Genomic DNA, 19,435 nt, shown 5'->3' with positions numbered 1-19,435 from the left:
GGAGGCCACAATGTTTTTATTTCGGATCGTTTTTGGATCGGTCGCGATAGGAATTTTTCTTTACTTGTCACAACAGCTTACACGCTTTTCTGATTTTAGTTGGATACTTCAATTATTGATTACGCTTTTAATTGCGATAGTAGTATTTGCTGCAGCAGCAATGCCTCTTTTCTTTTGGAGTGAGGATGGTCGAAAGTTCATAATGAAGCGACCACTTCTTTTGAACATTTCTTATTATTCTTTGCCCTTAATGAGTTCTCTCTTATTTTTTGTTGGGGCTCGAGATGTTGTAGCCTTTATCTGTACCTATTTTGCTCCTAATTTAGTCGCGCCTCTTTATTATGGTTCTGTGACTTTTATTATGTTGTTGGCGGCGGTCCTTCTTTTGTTTCTTGGCATTTGGAAGGTTCAGCGAGGTCCTGAGTTGACCGAAACAACAGTAGATGATTCAAGGGTGCCGACAGCATTTGCCGGAACGCGAATTTTGCAAATTAGTGATTTACATATTAGTCATTTTTTACCGGCGTCTTTTCTTTTTAAGGTTTTGAATCGGATTCAAGAAGTTAAGCCAGATATGATTGTTTTAACTGGCGACATTATAGATGGTGATCTTGATGAGCTTATGCCAATGGTTCGCCAGCTATCTGTTCTGCATGCTCCATTGGGGGTCTTTTATGTTCCTGGGAATCACGAATACTATTGGGCTGGTGGTCGTATTCTAGAAACCTTACGGGGAATGGGAATAAAGGTCCTAGTAAACGAGGCTCTTTCGGTACAGCAAGGAGATGGAGAAATTTTAGTAGCGGGAATTCCTGATCCGACGGGGGCCCGTTTTGGCTATGAAAAGATAAGCTGGGATAAGTTGATCGATCAATTTAAAGGAAATCAATTTCGCATCCTTCTTTCGCATCAGCCGGGAATGGCAGTTGCTGCGGCCTCGCATGGATTTCATTTGCAATTTTCCGGTCACACCCATGGAGGTCAGTTCTTTCCATGGAATTTCTTTAGCCCATTCATCCATAAATTCAATAGTGGATACTATTTTTGGAAGGGATTGCATGTTTATGTGAATGAGGGGACAGCTTATTGGGGGCCTGCTGTCCGAAACTTCACTAGGTGTGAGGTCTCAGTCGTTCGTCTTATTTCAAAACGTTAAAATATGAGATGTTTAGTCCTGTGTCTAAATTTAACCGAAACAGTTTTGAGACTGTTTCGTAAATTCGAGTCAATTTAAGATCATAAGTAATATCGATATGTTGCCGTATTCGGCGGTATTTTTTTTAAAAATAAGGATTTTTAAAGCAATTCAAAGTCTTAACTCTCTTCATTAATGTTCCGATAAAGAATTGGTCAAATTTGGAGCATTAGTATTTTTTAAGGAGGGAGTTGAAGATGAAATCAATACAGCGCGTTTCAACGATAGCTTTTTGTTTCGCTTTAAATCTTGTGTCTTTAAGTGTTTTTGCGAACCCAGCTCTCTTTACTTACCAAGGTCGCATTTTAAAAGCTGATAAAACACCTCTAACTTATAATAGTGTTGGTTTTGAATTTAGAATTTTAGCTCATAATGATGACAACTGTGTCTTGTTTATCGAACAAAAAACTGGCGTCGATTTATCATTAACAAATGGTGTTTTTGATGTCAGCTTTGGTTCGAATCCTACATTTCTTGCTGCTTCCTTAAGTTCGGCCCACGATGTTTTTCAAAATGATGTGTCATACACCTGTCAAAATACCAGTACTTATAGTCCTGTTGGGACAGCGACTCGACGTCTACAAGTTCGCTTCTGGGATGGAGTGAGTTGGCAAGTTTTGAATCAAAAAATGGATCTTACGGCGGTTCCATTTGCTTCTCAGGCTCGTCGGGCTCAGGAGTCTTCAAACTCTTTGAAGCTGGGTGGTTTTGATGTCAGTCAATTCGCGATGAAACCTGGAGCATCTTGTGGAACTGGTGTGGTTGGTTTTGACGGGACATCGTTAACTTGCGTGACTTTAGGGGCCGCCGCGGCTCCGGCTTGGGGCGATGTTACTGGTAAGCCTACGACCTTTGCGCCGAGTGCGCATACTCATGTCGTTGATGAAATCACTTCAGCTTCAGGTAAGTATTTTACTTATCTGCCAAATAATGTGGCCTGTGCAAACAACGAAGTTTTAAAATGGAATGGAACGGGTTGGATTTGCGGTACGGACAATTCAGGTGTTGGTTCTGCGATTACCGATTTGACTGGGGATGTTTCAGCCTCTGGTAGTGGATCTGTAGCTGCTACCGTTAATAATGTTGGAGGAAAAACAGCAGCGCAAATTGCAACAGCAGTTGATGATATTAATAATGCTTCAGCTACATATTTAGCCAAAGCTGGTGGCACGATGTCTGGTGCTATTAATATGAATGGCCAGAATATGACCAATACTGGCTACATCACGATGAATGCCAGCATGACCTTGCATCTATCAAATAATGGTGCTGCCCCAGGCGGACTTGCGTTAGCTGATAAAGGTAAAATGTGGTTCAATTCTGCCTCGAATAAAATCGAATACTGGGATGGAAGCGCAGTGAAAGCCATCAGTGATGGAGGCAGCGCTTCGGATTTGACCTCGATCACAGGCACAGGAATTGTTGTGCGAAATGGCGCCGCAAGTTACTCGACATTAGGAGTGACATCACCTCTTGCGATCGTCGCAGGTAACTTAATTCTAAATAATACAGCGGTTACAGCGGGCTCTTATGGATCAGCAACTCAGGTTGGGACATTTACTGTTGATGCTCAAGGTCGTTTAACGGCGGCATCGAATGTGACAGTGACGCCAGCTTGGTCTTCGATCACTTCGAAGCCAACAACTTTATCTGGTTATGGGATCACGGATGCCGTAAATAAAGCTGGCGATGTAATGACAGGTTCATTGGGGCTTGGAAGCTATACGAATGCGACAGAGTCTACATTGATTTCTGGTTGGGGAGTTGGTGATAAAGGTAAAACTTGGTTCAATACGACTTCAAATCAAGTGAAATACTGGGATGGTTCAGCAGCCGTTGCCTTGGGTGTATCTGGTGCGGGTTTAACTTCTTTAAATGGACAGACTGGTTCAACGCAAACATTTGCGATTGGAACAACGGGAACAGCTCCTGCGTTTTCATCAGCGTCAAATACGCACACATTAAATATTCCAATGGCATCAACTGCTGGAACGACAGCGGGCCTTTTAAGTAAGACGGATTACGATGCCTTCAATGCGAAGTTAGGAACAGCTTCAACTTTCAGTGGTGATGTGAGCGGGACTTCGTCGACGATGTCAGTTGATAAAATTAAAGGTTCTCCAATCACTTTGACGTCTCCAGCGAACGGTCAGTATTTGAAATATAATGGTACGAACTGGATCAACTCGGCTCTTTCGGTGAGCCTAACGGCGGATGTAACGGGAACTTTACCGGTTGCAAATGGAGGTACTGGATCAGCTACACTTGGTTCTGGCAACCTTTTAGTTGGAGCGGGAACTGGTGCAGTAACATCTTTGAACTCGGGGCTTGCAGGTAACGTAGTCTATGCAACAGGTGCATCTTCTTGGGCAAGTGGTACGCCAGATACAGCGGGGCTTGTTGATAAGTCGTCGACTCAGACAATTTCTGGTGCAAAGGCATTTGGTAACTATATACAAATGAACACACAGAATGAAGTTCGGTTTGCTGACGGTGATTCATCGAATTATGTGGGTATTCGTGCACCTACTACTGTAACTCCAAATGTGACTTTAACCTTACCGGCAACAGCGGGCTCTTCTGGTCAAGTGTTGTCGACAGATGGAACGGGCGTGCTAAGTTGGACTACACCCAGCGCGGGGATTTCTGGGACTGGGACGACAAATAGAATTCCAATGTTTACTGCAGCTTCGGCAATCGGTGATTCTCCGATCAGCATTGCGTCTACAAACGTGGTTCGAATGAACTATAATGGCAACAATAACGGGGCAATTCAGTTTGATAATTCCGGCGGTGGTAGTGCGGCTCGAATCGTGGGTTACACGAACACCTCTACTAATGGATTCTTTTTTGATGCCGGAGGAAGTAGCTACTTCAATGGTGGTAATGTCGGTATTGGTACGTCCTCACCGAGCTTTCCTTTAGACATCCAAAGCTCTGGGTCGTTCATGGCGCGCTTATATCACTCATCAGCAACGGCAACAGACGGTGCTGCATTAATGATGACACGAACTCGAGGTACGATTTCGACACCTTCGGCCGTGCAGTCAGGTGATAACCTCGGTGGTCTGTATTTTAGAGGTCATGATGGCTCTGGAACGGGCACAACATCCGCGGCCTTATATGTTGATGCCACGGAAGTTCATTCCACTAGTGCCCGGGGTGGTCGTATGATCTTCGAAACAACGATCAATGGCGCTTCGACTCGCTCTGAACGGATGCGCATTCATTCAAATGGCTATGTTGGTATTAATAACCCTGCGCCTGCTGCCAATTTGGACGTCAAAGGTGTGGTTCGGGTGTCTGGCTCGACATCAGGATATGTTGATTTGCAAGCACCTGCTTCGGGGGCTGCAGTCACCTTGACTCTTCCGTCTGGCGCTGGTTCCAACGGACAAGTTCTGACCACCAACGGTTCAGGAGTATTGTCATGGAGCACTCCTTCGGCTGGAGGAATCACTTCGTTGAATGGTCTAACGGGAGGAACACAAACTTTTGCGATTGGTACGTCTGGAACGGCTCCAGCATTTTCATCCGCAACGACGACTCATACTTTGAATATTCCGATGGCATCTACTGCGTCAGTCACTGCGGGTTTAATTAGCAAGACGGACTATGACAATTTTAATGGTAAGCTTTCGGCAACAATTACTACTCCTGCGACGGGGCAGCATATTCGCTATAACGGGACAACTTGGGTCAACTCGTTAGTTACTCTTTCTACAGATGTCACTGGAACTCTACCGATTGCCAATGGCGGTACGGGTGCAACGACAGCGGCAGCTGCGCGGACAAATTTAGGATTAGGAACAGTAGCCACTTTAAATACAGGGGTCGCGTCTGGGAATGTTCCTGTTATTGGAACGACAGGTATTACTAATAATAAGATGTGTACATCTGATGGCACGGGCTCGATTATCTGTACTTCGAATATTCCAACGGGCACTGGCGATTTCTTGGCTAACGGAACCATTGACATGACTGGAACATTGAAAGCAGTCGCGGGTACGGCCGCATTGCCTGGCTATACAATTACTGGAGACACAAATACCGGGTTTTATGCGCCAGCAGCTGACACATTAGCCGTATCTACTGCAGGAACTGAAAGATTGCGTGTTACCAGCGCAGGTTTTGTTGGGATAGGGACCAATGCTCCGGCGAGTGCGTTACATGTTGTGGGTGATATTCAATTCACTGGTACTTTGACGGACGTCTCGGATAGACGTCTAAAAGAAAACATCAATCCGATTCCTTCGGGCTTGGATCCTTTGATGAAAATTCAAGTATATTCATATGTGATGAAAGAAGATCCATCTCGTCGTACCGAGTACGGGGTTATGGCTCAGGATTTAATGGCTGTCCTTCCAAACCTTGTGAAAAATGTGGATGCGAATGGGAATTACTACGGAGTGAATTATATGGGTCTGATTCCATTTACAATTAAAGCTATTCAAGAAGTAAATGTGGATCTTCAAAAGCAAAAACGTGGTATTGCTTCTGCTTTTGAGCAAAAAGACAAACAGATTAAAGATTTGCAAATTGAAAATGACGAACTAAAGGCTTCCTTGAAACTGTTAATGGGTAAAATTCAATCGCAAGAAGTCCGCCTTCAGAAATTAGAGAAAAAAATAAAATAGTTTTTCAACGTTAAGTTAGGGTGTGATATGAAACTTGTTTCTTGTATAAACAAAAAACGGTTTACTAATGTTGCAAAATGCACTTTATTCGCTTTTGTAATATCTTTGTTTTTGGGTAAATTACAAGTATGGGCTGCCTGCGCAGCGCCAGTGGCAAATGCTGGAGCCATCGAATATTTTTCTGCTACGAAAGAAACTAAATACTGCAACGGTACAAATTGGGTTCCAACGAAATATGGTGGAATTAAAACAGTGGGTTCACTTAGTGGTGGAACTCTGGGTACTTACGCATTTACAGATGGAATAGCCATTTCTGGAAATCACGTTTTCATTGGTGGACAGCGGGGAGGTTCTAACTACATCGCCATAATTGATATTTCTACAATTAGCAGTCCGATCGTTGTTGCAGAATATGCCGTTACTCAAGGATCTGTGTCTAGTATTGGAATTTCTGGCACCACACTATTTTACATAGCTGGCACTTCCTTAGTTGCATTAAATATTTCATCTCCTACAACGCCAACCTATTTGGGAGCTATCACGAATACTTATTTAAATGGTGCTGATGCTATCGTAGCAGGTGGCTATGTCTATTCGCAGTCTAGTGGAAGGCTGCAGATTTTTAACGTTTCGACTCCATCTGCGATGACTTTGACTTCAACATTTTCCCACTCAACTTTTAAGAATGATTCGGGGATGGTCTTAAGTGGGAACTATCTAGTTACGGTTCCCAACTATTATACCTCTGTTTTGAATATCGTTGACATAACTAATAAGTCGGCTCCGGTGATGACCTCTTCGACTTCACTGTCAGGGGTTTCGTATGCAAAATCAATTGCAATAACCGGTAACCACTTATATGTCACCAACAGTTCTGGATCTTCTGATCCTTTAAAGGTCTATGACATAACCAACAAGAGCAGTCCGACATTGGCAAAATCGTTGGTTGATGAGGTCACATGGACCATGGGCGTTGTAATTAATGGAAGCTATGCTTATGTTGTTACGGGTAATGGCGAACTAATTACTTTAGATGTTAGCAATCCTGCAAATCCAGCAAAACAGCAAGTTGTGTCAGCGATGGGGGGATGGGGCAATGGGTTTTCTGATGTCTTAATATCTGGAAGTAAATTAATTGCCTATTCTAAAAATCGAAACTTTTTGGTAACGTTTGATGCTTCACTTCAGCCAACTGTCATAATGCCAGAAGTTGGTGAAAAGTTAAACGGGGGACCATCGAATCCTTCGAATACGCAGGTGGTTGGTACGATTGGGGTCGTCAATGATTCGAATGGACACCTTTGGACCTTTGACGTCTCGAATCCAGCGGCTATGACCTATATTAGTCAGGCTCGTGTAGCGAACTCTAATTCGGCATACACCCCAGGTAGTTTTTTTGATGGAACCTACTTCTTTTTTGCAGACCCCAATAGTTCGGGATTAGATGTCTATGATTTATCTACGGTAAGCAATCCTGTTCGGTTGAATGACATTAGAGACAGTTCTAAATTAGCTCAGGTCATGGCGCTTACAAAAAGCGGGAACTATGTTTATACCGCAGCCTCCAGTGGATTTTCGGTCATTGATGTGACTTCGATCAACTCTGCTTCGATCGTAGGATTTAATAATTCGGTTTCTTTAAGCTGGGCTGACGAAGTTATTGTGTCTGGTAATTACGCGTTCGTTTTAATATCCGGATCCGTTTATGTCTTTGATGTTTCAGTAAAGACCTCACCGAGTCTGGTCGGCTCTTTGACAAATTCGAATCTAAACAATTCAAATCGAATGGCAATGTCCGGCAATTACTTGTATGTAGCTACAAGTGCCGGTATCGCTGTTGTGGATATTACGGTGAAGACGGCACCAGCTTTGTACAGTACTCTTGCTTTAAGTGGTGGCACCAGCGACATAGAGGTCTCGGGCTCTTATGCCTACGTAAATGGCTATTATTTCCGAGTTATTGATATTTCAAATCCAGCGACTCTTGTTCAAAAGAGCTCGGTCATGTGTTCTTGTGTTGGAATCGCAATTTCTGGAAATACGCTATTTCAAGGTAGTCAAAACTTATACGGCCTTTCAGCTTATAATATTTCGAATCCACTTTCTGTCACTAGTATTAGCACTCTTTCGTATTACGGAAGCTATGATTGGTCGGCTGATTTGGCCCTCTCTGGTACATATGCCTATACGTCATCTGATCCTGCAAAAGCCATTTATGTGACAGATTTTTCAAACCCTACGGCGCCTACGGTTCTAGGCTCTATTACTGATGCTACTAGATTTAATACAATTAGTGATTTTGAAATAGCGGGGAATTACCTTTATGTTAGTTCACAGAACTATCTTTCGATTGTTGATATTTCGACGCCCGCTGCGCCGGCATTGGTGGGCTCGGTAAATAATGGTCCGATGGGGGCTACGAAGAGAGTTAAGGTATCCGGTAACTATTCCTTTGTATTGTCTGATGCTCGGTTGACAGTGATAAACTCTACGACCAAAACAAGCCCAACAGTTTCAACATCCCTTACTAACGCTTCAATGACCGGATGTAAAAGTATGGAGCTGAGTGGTAACTATTTATATTTGGTGTGCACCACTTCAATAAAATTAGTCATTGTTGATATCTCAACGCCGACGTCTCCTTCTGTGGTTGGTAGTGTTTCTTTGGGTACCTACACATCAGGCGAAGATTTGGTTGTTTTGGGTAACTATGTTTATGTCGCTGATAGCAAGATAAATATCGTGAATGTTAGTAACAAGACATCGCCATTTATTATGGCAAGTTTCGATGGTGTTTATGGTTGCGGAGGTTGTTCTCCTAGTTATCATTTATTGAGTGGATCTACTTTGTATTATAGCGGAAATTCAGGTTTAACTGCTTGGGATGTTTCTGATCCATCCAGTCCGGAAATGCTTGGCATGCCATTGTATAATAACATAAAGTCTTCTCCGGCACGGTTCGAGATTTCAGGTAACTCTATGATTTGGCTTACTCAGTCGCGCTTGCAGGTATTTAATATCACAAATGCACCAGTTCCCCGAAAGTTTGCCTCTTCTTTGCCACTAGGATCAAAATTTTCGAATATTTCGGCGGTCTCTTTGGCTGGCAATTACGCTTATACTTTATCTAACGGATCTGGCACATTTTCAATTGTTGACGTGTCGGACCCTTTGAACCCAATTTTGCTGGGTTCAATTACGAGTCCGCTTTTTTTTACATCGTCATCCTTAGCTGTGTCCGGGAACTATGCTTATATCAGTGAGACTGGTAACTATGGACTTACGGTTATAAACGTAAGCAACCCTGCGGCGCCAGTATATGCTAAAAAGATGTTATCTAATTATCCGGTATTTTCGGGAACCTATGATCTTTTGGTTTCTGGCAACTATCTTTATGTCACTGCGAATAGCTATTTTTCAAGCGTGAATATTTCGGATCCCACTTCGCCTGTTGTTCTTGATACTGAATATGGGTCTACCTTTGGTTTAGTTAAAACCGGTAACTATGTTATAAGCTGTGGTCTCAGTGCAAGTGGTTTGAGTATTGCGGATGTGACGGATCCCGCAAATATTGTGATATATTCTTTTGCTCATTCAGGCATTGATTCTTGTCGAAGTCCCGTCCTATCAGGAAACAATCTTTTTGTCTTGAACGAGTATTCGGATTCTATTTCCGTTTATGATTTTTCCAATCCTCTGGCGCCATCGTTTGTATCGACCTTAACTAATGCGACGGCACTTGATTCCGTCAGTTCGTTAAGGGTATCAGGAAATTACGCTTATATTACCAGCTATAGCGGTCTTGTGACCTTGGTTGACGTTTCTAATCCTGCATCTATGGCGGTGGTCGATTCTAGGGCTCCTGTTGCCAATCATAATAAATTTGAGCTCTCTGCGCCCTATATGTTTATTTCTAATAGTTCTGCTCCATCTTTTGATGTTTTAAAGGTGACACCTCCGGCAACTTTAGGAAGCTGTAGTGTCCAAGGAAGAATTGATTTTATTAGTGTGTCTAATGCTTATGGTTATTGTGATGGGACGAATTTTATAGCGATGGGTCCTTCCCCAGGAGCGGGAGGGGCGGGCTGCAGCTCTCCAGCTGGAGCCAAGGCGACGATCGAATATGATACTGGACTGAATAAGTTTAAATATTGTGACGGAGCAAGCTGGATTGTGATCGAATAAAATCAATTTGATCTAGGCACTAGTTTACCCTCTGCAAATTGAACGTTGGTCGAATTAACGATCACTCTGTTCATTTGGTTTGGTATTATCTTATCAAGGTAAGATTTGATTTCGGTTTGTGTCCATTTTGTATTCTCTATGAGTGCTTTAATGTAAGAATCTTGTATGGATCTTAGTTCGGCAAAATCGAGAGTCAAAATTTCGTATTCTATCTTGGTAGACTTATCCGGACTATCTGTCTTGTTAATTAAGCGAAAAGTACTTCTTTCGATAATTTTATTAACTAAAAGATCTTTTTCTTGCATTCGAGTATTCAAAACAGCTGCTAACTGGATATTAAGGTCCTTTTTTAGTTCATTTTGCATGAACTGAATTGCAGAGGTTTCAAAAGAATCAGGATGCTTTTCTGTATTTTTAAAGTAGAAAAAAGTGAATGCCACAAAAGTGATGCTAATTAAAATCCAGATCGCTTTGTTTTTCATAGACATCTCCTAAAAAAATGGCTCCCGTTTGGGAGCCATTAAGGTTCATTATGCCTGAAAGCGTACTAGGGCTTCTTGAAGATCCTTCATTTGGATCTTCGATTGCTCTAAAAGGGCCTTGTCAGTAGCTACAACATCTTCATCAGCATTGGCGATGAACTTTTCATTAGAAAGTTTCGCCGACAACATAGAAATATCTTTTTGCAGCTTTTCAATGGCCTTGTTGATACGTTTAACCTCTTCAGCAAAGTCGACAAGTCCTTCTAAAGGAATAATAACTTTTACTTTATGGTCTTTCACGACAACAGTTGCAACAGCACATTTTGCCAGATTGCCTTCAGCTCCAATGTCCATTTTCTCTAAACGTCCCATTGTTTCAAGTGCAGACCGATTGATGTCCAAAATTTTGTGGGTCTCGTTTGATTCCACACCTAAACGAATACCAAGCTTTTGTGCCGGACTGATTCTGTTTTCTCCGCGAATATTACGGATGGCCGTTATCACATCCTTCACAATGTCGATCTCTAAAGCTGACGTTGCTGATCCTAGCGCTAAAAAGTCTTTATCATTTCTAGTCGTCGGGAACTGAGCAACGATAAGAGCCTCAGACTTGATCGGAAGCTTTTGGTAGATCTCCTCAGTGATGAAGGGGCAGAAGGGGTGTAGAAGGCGCATTATACGGTTTAGAACCTGCGCCATCACCAACTGGGTGGCTTTACGAGCCTCTTTATCTTCGCCGTTCATGATTGGTTTAGTGAACTCGATGTACCAATCGCAGAATTGTCCCCAAACAAACTGATAAAGCGCATTTGCGGCATCCGAAAAACGATCTTGCTCGAGGGCTTCTTCAACTGTCTTTGTCACTTCATTTAGTTTATAGATAATCCATCGATCAAATACCGAAAGCTTTGTTGCATTTGGAAGTGCTTTTACGCCATCTGCTGGAATTTCGAAGTCTTGTAAGTTAGTAAGTGCAAAACGAGCGGCGTTCCAGATTTTATTCATGAAGTTGCGATAGCCTTCAAGACGCTGTTCTGAAAATTTAAAGTCTTTGCCTGAATATAAGTGAGCAGCAAAAGTGAAGCGCAAAGCATCGGCACCGTGTTTTTCGATCATTTCCACTGGGTCGATTGAGTTGCCTAATGACTTCGACATTTTGCGGCCCTGATTGTCGCGCACAAGCCCATGCACATAAACGGTGCGGAATGGAATGTCTCGTTGGAATTCAAGGCCCATCATGATCATTCTGGCTACCCAGAAGAAAATAATATCATGACCCGTTACCAAGTACGAAGTTGGGTAGAAAGTTTTTAATGTTTCAGTTTCGTTAGGCCATCCCATTGTAGAGAACGGCCACAATGCTGACGAAAACCAAGTATCAAGAACATCCTCTTCTTGTTTTACGTTGTGAGATCCACATTTTTCACAAGTAGATGCATCAGTTTCGGACACGGTGACATGACCACAATCAGCGCAATTCCATGCGGGAATACGGTGTCCCCACCACAATTGGCGAGAAATACACCAGTCTTCAATGATGTTCATCCAGTGAAGATAAATTTTTGTAAAAGACTCTGGTTCAAATTTTAAAGAACCGTTTTCAACTACTCGGCGCGAAGGTACAGCTAAGTGTTCGGTCTTCACGAACCATTGCTCAGACAAGAAAGGTTCAACTACGGCGCCGGAACGCGAACAGTGACCAACGTTCAACGTGTGTGGCTCTTCTTTGATGAAAAGATCTGCGGCTTTAAGATCTTCCAAAACTCGTTTACGAGCTTCTTGAACTTTAAGGCCTGCATATGGACCACCATTCTCGTTTATTTCACATTTCTTATTCAGAATATTGATGAACTCAAGATTGTGAGTCTTTCCAATTTTATAATCGTTAAAATCATGCGCTGGAGTGATTTTAACAACGCCAGAGCCAAACTCTTTATCAACATAGGTGTCAGCGATAACTTTAATTTTACGGCCCAGCAATGGCAGGACGACATTCTTGCCAATCAAGTGCTTATAACGATCGTCCTCAGGGTGTACACAAACAGCTGTGTCTCCTAGCAGGGTTTCTGGGCGAGTCGTTGCTACTTCTAAAAATCCAGAGCCGTCTTCAAGCATGTACTTAATATGGTACATCGAACCTTTGATTTGTTTATGTTCAACTTCAAGATCCGAGATGGCTGTTTCAAGAGGACCAGACCAATTCACCAGGCGTGTACCTTGATAGATCCAACCTTTTTTATAAAGGCTCACGAAAACTTTACGAACCGCTTTTGAAACACCTTCATCAAGAGTGAAAGTTGCGCGATCCCAATCACAGCTGTCACCAAGGCGACGCATTTGTGAATAGATACGATTACCGTACTGGTGTTTCCAGTCCCAAACTTTTTCAACAAACTTTTCCCGCCCAAGTTGATGACGGGTGATACCTTCTTTTTTAAGTTCCTTTTCAACCACGGACTGGGTTGCAATTCCCGCATGATCGGTACCCGGTAACCACATCGTATTGAATCCAGACATACGTTTCCAGCGGATTAACATGTCTTGAATTGTGTGATCTAGGGCATGGCCCATATGAAGGAAACCCGTGACGTTAGGGGGCGGTAAAATAATAGAAAATGGGGGTTTGGTCGATTGGTCTTGAGCCTTAAAGTGCCCAGACTCTTCCCACCACTGGTAGATACGCCCTTCAACATCGGCTGGGTTGTAACGGTCTGAAAGTTGTTCCTTCATATAAAATCCTTCTGTAAAAACAAGCCCTTCGAGCGTAGCAAAATTTTCCAAACTTGGGTAGACATCCTGGGCCGAGACCCGCCCTATTCCCGCCCTAAAGAGAGGAGGCCTCAAAGCTGCCCAGAGGCCCATGTAATCAATGCAAAACACCTAAAAAGGAGTACCCGGACCCAGTCTGGCCTGATATGACTCTGTGCGATAAATACTTATGATTATATCTTCAGGAGGATAAATGAAAAAAGCATTGTTGATGGTTTCTTTGGTTGCTGTTTCTTCTTTGGCTCAGGCTTATGTGCCTTCTAAAGAGGCTCGTCTAGTTCAAAAATTCGAAAAAGACGGAGTTTTGACTCTTGTTTATATGCAAGAGACTTATGCGGACGCTTACGAGTATTGCTCTCAGTTGATCACTTTGAAGTATGATGCTCAATCTAAAGAGCTTTTATCTTCAGACTCAAAAGAAACTTGCAACCGTATCAGATAGTCATTTGATACTTGCGAAATATTTAAAAAAAGCAGGTCCTAAAACCTGCTTTTTTTTATTTCATCCATTCTTCAAAAGCCCCTCGAGCCTTTTGAATTTGGTAGTCCTTTTTGGCTTTTTTATTTTTTATCAACTGAACGGCCGGCTTTTTTTCCATTCCTTCAGCCATTAAATTGTCTAACGTTACCATGGGGAACAAACCAAAATTAATGTTCGTAGGCTGAAAATGATCCGCTTTTGATTCATCGGTGATGGCTTCGATCAAAGCGCCAAGAGCTGATGCACGTGGGAGTGGTTTAAGAACCTCGTCTTTTAGCTTTTGATCTAAGAAGCGGGCCACTAATAAACCCATGCAGGTCGACTCGAAATAACCTTCGACTCCAGTGATTTGCCCTGCAAAAAACAACCATGGATCTTTTTTGCTGGAAAGATCTTTGTTCAGCATAGTTGGAGAATTGATATATAAATTTCGATGAATACTTCCAAGTTTTAAAAACTCAGCATTTTCGAGTCCCGGAATCATTCTAAAGACCCGACTTTGTTCGCCATAGGCCATGCGGGTTTGAAAGCCAACAATGTTGTAAGCAGTGCCTTCTTTGTTATCCATGCGCAACTGAACAACCGCCCAAGGCTCTTTACCTGTTCGGGGGTTCTTCAAACCTACGGGCTTCATAGGGCCAAAGCGAGGAGTCTCGGGGCCACGTTCGATCATTTCTTCGATAGGCATACAGCCCTCAAAAAAATCGGTTGTTTCAAAATGTTTAGGTTCAATTTTTCTAGCAGCATTAACTTCATTGATGAAGTTTTCATACTGCTCTTTATCCATCGGACAGTTGATATAATCAGGAGTCCCTTTGTCGTAGCGATCGGCCTTCCAAGCGATATCCATATTGATAGAGTCGGCATCAACAATTGGAGCAATGGCATCGAAGAAGTACATGAAGTCATTGCCAAAGTGCTTTTGCATGCTGGCCGCTAAAGACTCGTGAGTTAATGGCCCGGTGGCGATGACGGCAGGACGTGGAATTTGGTCCAGACTTTCAATGACCTCGGTGCGAACCTCGATACGAGGGTGAGACTTAATTTTATCGGTAATAAGTTGTGAAAACAGTTCGCGATCCATTCCCAAAGCTTGACCGGCTGGAACCTGGGCTTGGTAAGCCATTTTTAATATATGCGAGTTAAGACGCTCGGCTTCCCACTTCAGTTGTTGTGGGGCAGAGCCTTCAGAAATGCTGCCAAATGAGTTCGAGCAAACCAACTCTCCGAATTTATTGGTTTTATGGGCGGGCGTCATGACTTTGTCGCGCATTTCGTAAAGCACGACAGAGTAGCCTTTATCAGCCAATTGCAGGGCACATTCGCTTCCGGCAAGGCCCGCGCCGACAACAGTAATGGTGTGATTTTTTAAAGCTTCTATGTTAGCCTCCCGGCATGAATGATCAAAACCCACCCAAGAAAAAGAAACTGAGTGCTGGTTCGGAAGTACTAATGGGTCTTTTCGAAAATGGCAAGTCTCCTCTGTCGGGGCAGTTTTTGCGTTGGAAGCTTTGGGCAAAGTGGCCCGAGGTGGTGGGGCCAACAATCGCTCAAAATGCCGAGCCTGTCGCATATACGAATGGGACACTGTTTTTATGGGTTAGACATTCGGCCTGGATGCAGCAGCTTGTTTTTATGCGCGAGCACATTCAATCGACAATTAATCAAAAAATGGGGCAGAATTATGTAAGAACGATCCGCTTTACATTGGATCGTCGCGAAGTGCCTCAGCAAGATGATATGAATTTTAAAGATCTTATCGAAAAGCTAGTTCCTGAGGGCTCCGAAAACGACTAAGGAAGCTGAATGTTCAAGCTGATTTTATCTTTAGGACTGTCTTTGAGTTGGGCCGGCGAGCCTGACGATTTCTCGGCAAGGCTAGACAAAAAAGCACCCATTGCGAACCAGCAAATTGATCACGTAGTCAATACGATTCTTGAGATGGCAGTAGACGACTACACTCCAGAAGCCAGTGGTAAATGTAATCAGAAAAAAATGTACCGTATTCTTGATGATGAATTAGACAGAAACTTTCCAAGTATTTATAAAGCTCTTTATTTGAATGTTCCCTTTGCGGGTGCTCGAAAGCTAAGTCAGGTTCCGTATGGTCCAGGTAAGCCTTATACGGAAATTTATTTTTCTCAGTCAGTGAAGGTTCAGGCGAAGGGTCAAATCTTCAACATGGGTCTTGATAAGATCGATCACTTTTTTTCACATGGAAAATTGTATTGGGAAATCGTTGGCAACGATGGCAAGCTTCCGGATGCGAAAGTACAAAAGGCTTTGGATATTGGGATTGCTCAGGAAAATGCAACCTGGGGATTGCAGACAACGGGTGTTAAGTCTTATGCGGATTTATCGGCGAACTATCATGGATTAAGTTTTTGGAAAGATTTATTTGACGGATCGCCTTCGTTCTTCACCTGTGAAAATGGAAGATATAAAATCACCAAAAAATTTGAAACGGAAGACTACTTTGCTTCAAGTATGGATGAAACCTTAAATTGCAGTAGTTATGCCTCTGCGGAAGTTTATCAGCGCATTAGTAAAGTGAACTCGCAGCGGGGTATAAGTTGTCCGGCTGAATCAAGTGCTTGTTCGCAAATGATTAAAGAGGCGGGCAGCAATGCTGGGAAAATTCTTCATCCGAATTGCTTTACGCCTGGCTCGAGTTTTATAGAAAAAGCGTCGTCACGAAGTACAGCTGATGTTCTTCAGTTAGCTCAAGCTGCCATAGGTGGTGGGGGCAATTTTTTAATCTTTAAAATGTTTGGCGGCGAAAACGGCTATATAGAAAGCTCCAGTGCAAAGGGCGTTAAGTGAAAACGATATTAATTGCTTTTATGCTGAATATTTCCTTCGCCTTTTCAGCCCACGCGGATATCGGCATACAGTCAGCAAAAAAGCAATGGCATAAGTACTTAGACTGCGCTCGATATTCGGATCAATCAAAAAAAATGGTTTCCTGTGTGGAAGATGTTTTGAGTTCTGAATTGATTGTCTTAGAGAAGCAAAAGCTACTAAGTTTTTTGGATCAAAAAATTCCGTTTGACGATATTCACGAATGTTCCAATAAAGATTTGATTCAGCCTAATAAAATAAATCCTAATGAAAGTGTATTTTGCTTTCAGCTTAAAGGCTTGCAGGGGCCAAGTTACGGCTATGTCAGCTTTAAAGCTGAAGCAAAGCTTCCTCGAATTTCTAAGGTCAAGTTCAAGTACTAGTTTATTTACCGATCTGGCTAAAGGTGTTCAAATGGCACGAAAAGGGCCATGTTTTTTTTCATTTGTTGCACGTAAATGTTTTTTTCCGGGGTTGCCGTGCGATCAATCAGAGCCTTTGCTCGGCCAAAATAGATATAGGGCAAATAATCAACATATGTATTTTCATTGATATGGGTCAATTTATTATTGCGGGCTCGATTTTTTAGCTCGTGAAGTGATTCGATCAGGAATCCCATAGTCGCAACGGCGGCGGCTTTTGGGTTGTCTAAATCTTTAGATGAAATTTTATAATAATAGGCGATGATATCTGGAACAATTTTAATTTGAGTAGGACCGCGACTGTTTTCGCTGACGGCACCACCCTTAATACTAGATTTAATAATTTTGGCGCCTGTAACCATCCAAGGAAAAGCTTCTTTAATTTTGTAGCGGCCACTTTCGTAGAACCGGGATTCTTTGCCAAGAATACCCAGGGCCATCCAAGCTAAAAGATTGTACTCTTGCGGATCGGATTGGTAGATTTCCAAAATTCTTTGCTTTTCGTCTTCAAGCGTTCTTTTAAAGACGAGGACGCGGTCGTCAAATTCGTGGTTCGATTGGACCTGAAAGTAAATGCCGCATTGATCGCATTTGCTTTGCCCCCAGCGCCATTCAAACATTCCATCGTCAGCAAAGGCCGAACAAATAGAGGAAAAGACAAGTAGGGAGTGTATCAAAATGAGACTAACAGTTTTCATAGCATCCTCGTCAGGGGCTTACTTAAGACACCCTCAGAGTTTGAGGTAGCTAAAACAGTGCCAAAATCGAATTTTCTAAGGACGCAATATACAGTAGATGAGACCCCATTAAAATGGAATCACGCTTACAAGCGGTGAAAGATTTAGACGACATCCATGAAATGTCACATTTACTCTTCTTCGATAGAAGTTCTTAAAAGAGTTTTGATGTGGGACTTTCTTTGCGAACTTCCCAAGACACCCTTCAGCTGATTGTGAATTGTAGGGTCATTGATGAGGGCACCCAAAGTGCCTTCTCCTTTGTCGATTTTAGTCAAAATGCGATCCATTTTATCAATGCTTTGAACAATTTTTTCAGAGGTCTTGCGCTGATTCATATCTGCAGCCAGATTCTTTGCCTCGAGACTGGTGTCTTTTAAGTTCTGAGAAGCCGCTGAAAGATTTTGCATGATTCTTTCAAGGCGACCGTCGGCATTCAGGGTGTGGGTTGTCTTATAAACTTCGTTGATGATATCGAAGATTTTATCAGTTTCTTTGCCTCGTTCAGAGATGATTCCAATTAAGTCCGAGGCCTTAGCTACAGGTAAAAGTGAACCTGACTCTAGCACCTTTCCGCCTGAAGGGCCCGGGATGATATAGACAAACTTATCACCCAATGCTCCTTGCGTCCGAATCTCTGCTTGGCTGCCCTCAGTTAGTTTTGTTTGGTATTGCTTTTCTATTTTGATGCGGACGTTGATCAGATTCTGTGTTGATTCAAATTGGATATCATCAACGTTACCTATGACTAAACCCGCAAGCGAGACCACACTTCCCGAATTAAGTCCCTGCACCGACTCGAACTGGACATTCATTTCGACATAGCTTTTAAACAGTGCTTTGTCTGCCCCTAACATAAAGATAGATAGTAAAAGCAAGATAATGCCAGTTGTTAGGAATATGCCTACTTTAAGTTGGTGATTATTATTCGATTCCATCTAGGCTCTTTCTCCGTTAATGAATTGTGCTATCAATCCTTGATTGTCGTTTTGTAGTTGCTCGATCGTGCCCTGTGCAGCGACTTTTCCGTTCATTAGAAAAGTCATTTTGTCGCAGACGGCGAAGGCCGTTGGCATATCGTGAGTTACTAAAATTGATGTAACGCCCTTATTTTTTAACTTTAAAATGCTCTCTTGAATCTTTTTTGTATTGAAAGGGTCAAGCCCTGCCGTGGGTTCATCATAAAGGACCACATCTGGATGCATCATCATCGCTCTGGCTAAGCCAACTCGTTTTTGCATCCCGCCTGAAAGGTTCCCGGGAAATAGGTTTTCGGTTCCCTTGAGGCCAAATTCTTCAAGCTGATTTTCGATTTCTAGGCGGATTAATCGCTCGGATTTAGTGGTGTGCTCTCGTAGGGGATAGGCTAGATTGTCGAAAACAGACATCGAATCGAAAAGAGCTCCGCCTTGAAAGGCATAGGCGACTTTTTTGCGAATTTTAATGAGGTCTCTCTCATTCATTGGAACAATGTCCTCTCCGTCGATCAGAATCTGTCCTCCGTCGGGCTTTTCTAATCCAATAAGACTGCGCAGGATAACACTTTTGCCTGCGCCAGAACCACCAATTAGACCTAGGCATTCACCTCGTCTTACGTAAAAAGTCACATCTTGGTGAACGACTTTTTTGCCGAAGGATTTTTTGAAACCGATAACCTCGATGGCGCCTACGTTGTTATTCATATTG

The 19,435-nt window shown here is 42.7% G+C and carries 13 protein-coding genes; 7 read left to right on the top strand and 6 right to left on the bottom strand.

Annotated elements, in window-relative coordinates; all coding sequences use genetic code 11:
• Positions 1-10: 10 nt before the first annotated feature.
• From AC04MN_RS03365 to AC04MN_RS03355, 3 genes are all read left to right on the top strand, one after another.
• Positions 11-1,156: a metallophosphoesterase gene (locus AC04MN_RS03365; protein ID WP_475381775.1), complete on the top strand. Its 1,146-nt coding sequence runs from the start codon at positions 11-13 to the stop codon at positions 1,154-1,156.
• 236 nt (positions 1,157-1,392) lie between these two features.
• A complete protein-coding gene (locus AC04MN_RS03360; RefSeq protein ID WP_475381774.1) occupies positions 1,393-5,832 on the top strand; it encodes a tail fiber domain-containing protein in 4,440 nt (1,479 codons plus the stop codon).
• A 27-nt stretch (positions 5,833-5,859) separates the two neighbouring features.
• On the top strand, positions 5,860-10,017 hold the full coding sequence (locus AC04MN_RS03355; protein WP_475381773.1) for an LVIVD repeat-containing protein: 4,158 nt from the start codon (positions 5,860-5,862) through the stop codon (positions 10,015-10,017).
• Positions 10,018-10,019: 2 nt separating this feature from the next.
• On the opposite strand, the gene AC04MN_RS03350 is transcribed toward AC04MN_RS03355, so the two are convergent.
• Together AC04MN_RS03350 and AC04MN_RS03345 are read right to left on the bottom strand one after the other, a co-directional pair.
• Positions 10,020-10,499 carry a hypothetical protein gene (locus tag AC04MN_RS03350; protein ID WP_475381772.1) on the bottom strand — a complete coding sequence of 160 codons (480 nt, stop codon included), beginning with the start codon at positions 10,497-10,499 and terminating at the stop codon, positions 10,020-10,022.
• 48 nt (positions 10,500-10,547) lie between these two features.
• A complete protein-coding gene (locus tag AC04MN_RS03345) occupies positions 10,548-13,229 on the bottom strand; it encodes a valine--tRNA ligase (RefSeq protein WP_475381771.1) in 2,682 nt (893 codons plus the stop codon).
• A 232-nt stretch (positions 13,230-13,461) separates the two neighbouring features.
• On the opposite strand from AC04MN_RS03345, the gene AC04MN_RS03340 reads away from it, so the two are divergent.
• The gene (locus AC04MN_RS03340) at positions 13,462-13,710 is read left to right on the top strand and encodes a hypothetical protein (RefSeq protein WP_475381770.1); all 249 of its coding nucleotides are present in this window, start codon (positions 13,462-13,464) and stop codon (positions 13,708-13,710) included.
• Positions 13,711-13,765: 55 nt separating this feature from the next.
• On the opposite strand, the gene trmFO is transcribed toward AC04MN_RS03340, so the two are convergent.
• Positions 13,766-15,163 (bottom strand): methylenetetrahydrofolate--tRNA-(uracil(54)-C(5))-methyltransferase (FADH(2)-oxidizing) TrmFO, encoded by a 1,398-nt coding sequence (gene trmFO / locus AC04MN_RS03335; protein ID WP_475381769.1) that lies wholly within the window; start codon positions 15,161-15,163, stop codon positions 13,766-13,768.
• Between trmFO and AC04MN_RS03330 the strand changes: the two genes are divergently transcribed.
• Genes AC04MN_RS03330 through AC04MN_RS03320 form a run of 3 tightly spaced genes read left to right on the top strand, consistent with a single transcriptional unit; the run spans position 15,145 to position 16,973 of the window.
• Positions 15,145-15,546, top strand: coding sequence for a DciA family protein (locus AC04MN_RS03330; RefSeq protein ID WP_475381768.1), 402 nt, complete (start codon positions 15,145-15,147; stop codon positions 15,544-15,546). The two genes, trmFO and AC04MN_RS03330, sit on opposite strands and share 19 nt — an antisense overlap.
• A gap of 9 nt (positions 15,547-15,555) precedes the next feature.
• Complete coding sequence (locus AC04MN_RS03325; RefSeq protein ID WP_475381767.1) at positions 15,556-16,572, top strand: hypothetical protein; 1,017 nt, start codon at positions 15,556-15,558, stop codon at positions 16,570-16,572.
• Positions 16,569-16,973 carry a hypothetical protein gene (locus tag AC04MN_RS03320; RefSeq protein WP_475381766.1) on the top strand — a complete coding sequence of 135 codons (405 nt, stop codon included), beginning with the start codon at positions 16,569-16,571 and terminating at the stop codon, positions 16,971-16,973. Before AC04MN_RS03325 ends, AC04MN_RS03320 begins: the two co-directional genes overlap by 4 nt.
• Positions 16,974-16,990: 17 nt before the next feature.
• On the opposite strand, the gene AC04MN_RS03315 is transcribed toward AC04MN_RS03320, so the two are convergent.
• The 3 genes from AC04MN_RS03315 to AC04MN_RS03305 form a co-directional block, all read right to left on the bottom strand.
• A complete protein-coding gene (locus AC04MN_RS03315) occupies positions 16,991-17,710 on the bottom strand; it encodes a hypothetical protein (RefSeq protein ID WP_475381765.1) in 720 nt (239 codons plus the stop codon).
• A 170-nt stretch (positions 17,711-17,880) separates the two neighbouring features.
• Positions 17,881-18,687, bottom strand: a complete 807-nt coding sequence (locus AC04MN_RS03310) for an MlaD family protein (protein ID WP_475381764.1) — start codon at positions 18,685-18,687, stop codon at positions 17,881-17,883.
• On the bottom strand, positions 18,688-19,431 hold the full coding sequence (locus AC04MN_RS03305) for an ABC transporter ATP-binding protein (RefSeq protein WP_475381763.1): 744 nt from the start codon (positions 19,429-19,431) through the stop codon (positions 18,688-18,690).
• Between the last annotated feature and the right edge of the window lie 4 nt (positions 19,432-19,435).

This window comes from Bdellovibrio sp. ZFWA1 (assembly GCF_056175665.1).
This window is presented reverse-complemented; position numbering and strand designations above follow the sequence as displayed.

What these genes read in the sequence shown, in the direction of transcription:
- AC04MN_RS03365 (WP_475381775.1), top strand. Translation starts at nt 11, where the DNA reads ATGTTTTTATTTCGGATCGTTTTTGGATCGGTCGCGATAGGAATTTTT.
- AC04MN_RS03360 (WP_475381774.1), top strand. Translation starts at nt 1,393, where the DNA reads ATGAAATCAATACAGCGCGTTTCAACGATAGCTTTTTGTTTCGCTTTA.
- AC04MN_RS03355 (WP_475381773.1), top strand. Translation starts at nt 5,860, where the DNA reads ATGAAACTTGTTTCTTGTATAAACAAAAAACGGTTTACTAATGTTGCA.
- AC04MN_RS03350 (WP_475381772.1), bottom strand. Translation starts at nt 10,499, where the DNA reads ATGAAAAACAAAGCGATCTGGATTTTAATTAGCATCACTTTTGTGGCA.
- AC04MN_RS03345 (WP_475381771.1), bottom strand. Translation starts at nt 13,229, where the DNA reads ATGAAGGAACAACTTTCAGACCGTTACAACCCAGCCGATGTTGAAGGG.
- AC04MN_RS03340 (WP_475381770.1), top strand. Translation starts at nt 13,462, where the DNA reads ATGAAAAAAGCATTGTTGATGGTTTCTTTGGTTGCTGTTTCTTCTTTG.
- AC04MN_RS03330 (WP_475381768.1), top strand. Translation starts at nt 15,145, where the DNA reads ATGAATGATCAAAACCCACCCAAGAAAAAGAAACTGAGTGCTGGTTCG.
- AC04MN_RS03325 (WP_475381767.1), top strand. Translation starts at nt 15,556, where the DNA reads ATGTTCAAGCTGATTTTATCTTTAGGACTGTCTTTGAGTTGGGCCGGC.
- AC04MN_RS03315 (WP_475381765.1), bottom strand. Translation starts at nt 17,710, where the DNA reads ATGAAAACTGTTAGTCTCATTTTGATACACTCCCTACTTGTCTTTTCC.
- AC04MN_RS03310 (WP_475381764.1), bottom strand. Translation starts at nt 18,687, where the DNA reads ATGGAATCGAATAATAATCACCAACTTAAAGTAGGCATATTCCTAACA.
- AC04MN_RS03305 (WP_475381763.1), bottom strand. Translation starts at nt 19,431, where the DNA reads ATGAATAACAACGTAGGCGCCATCGAGGTTATCGGTTTCAAAAAATCC.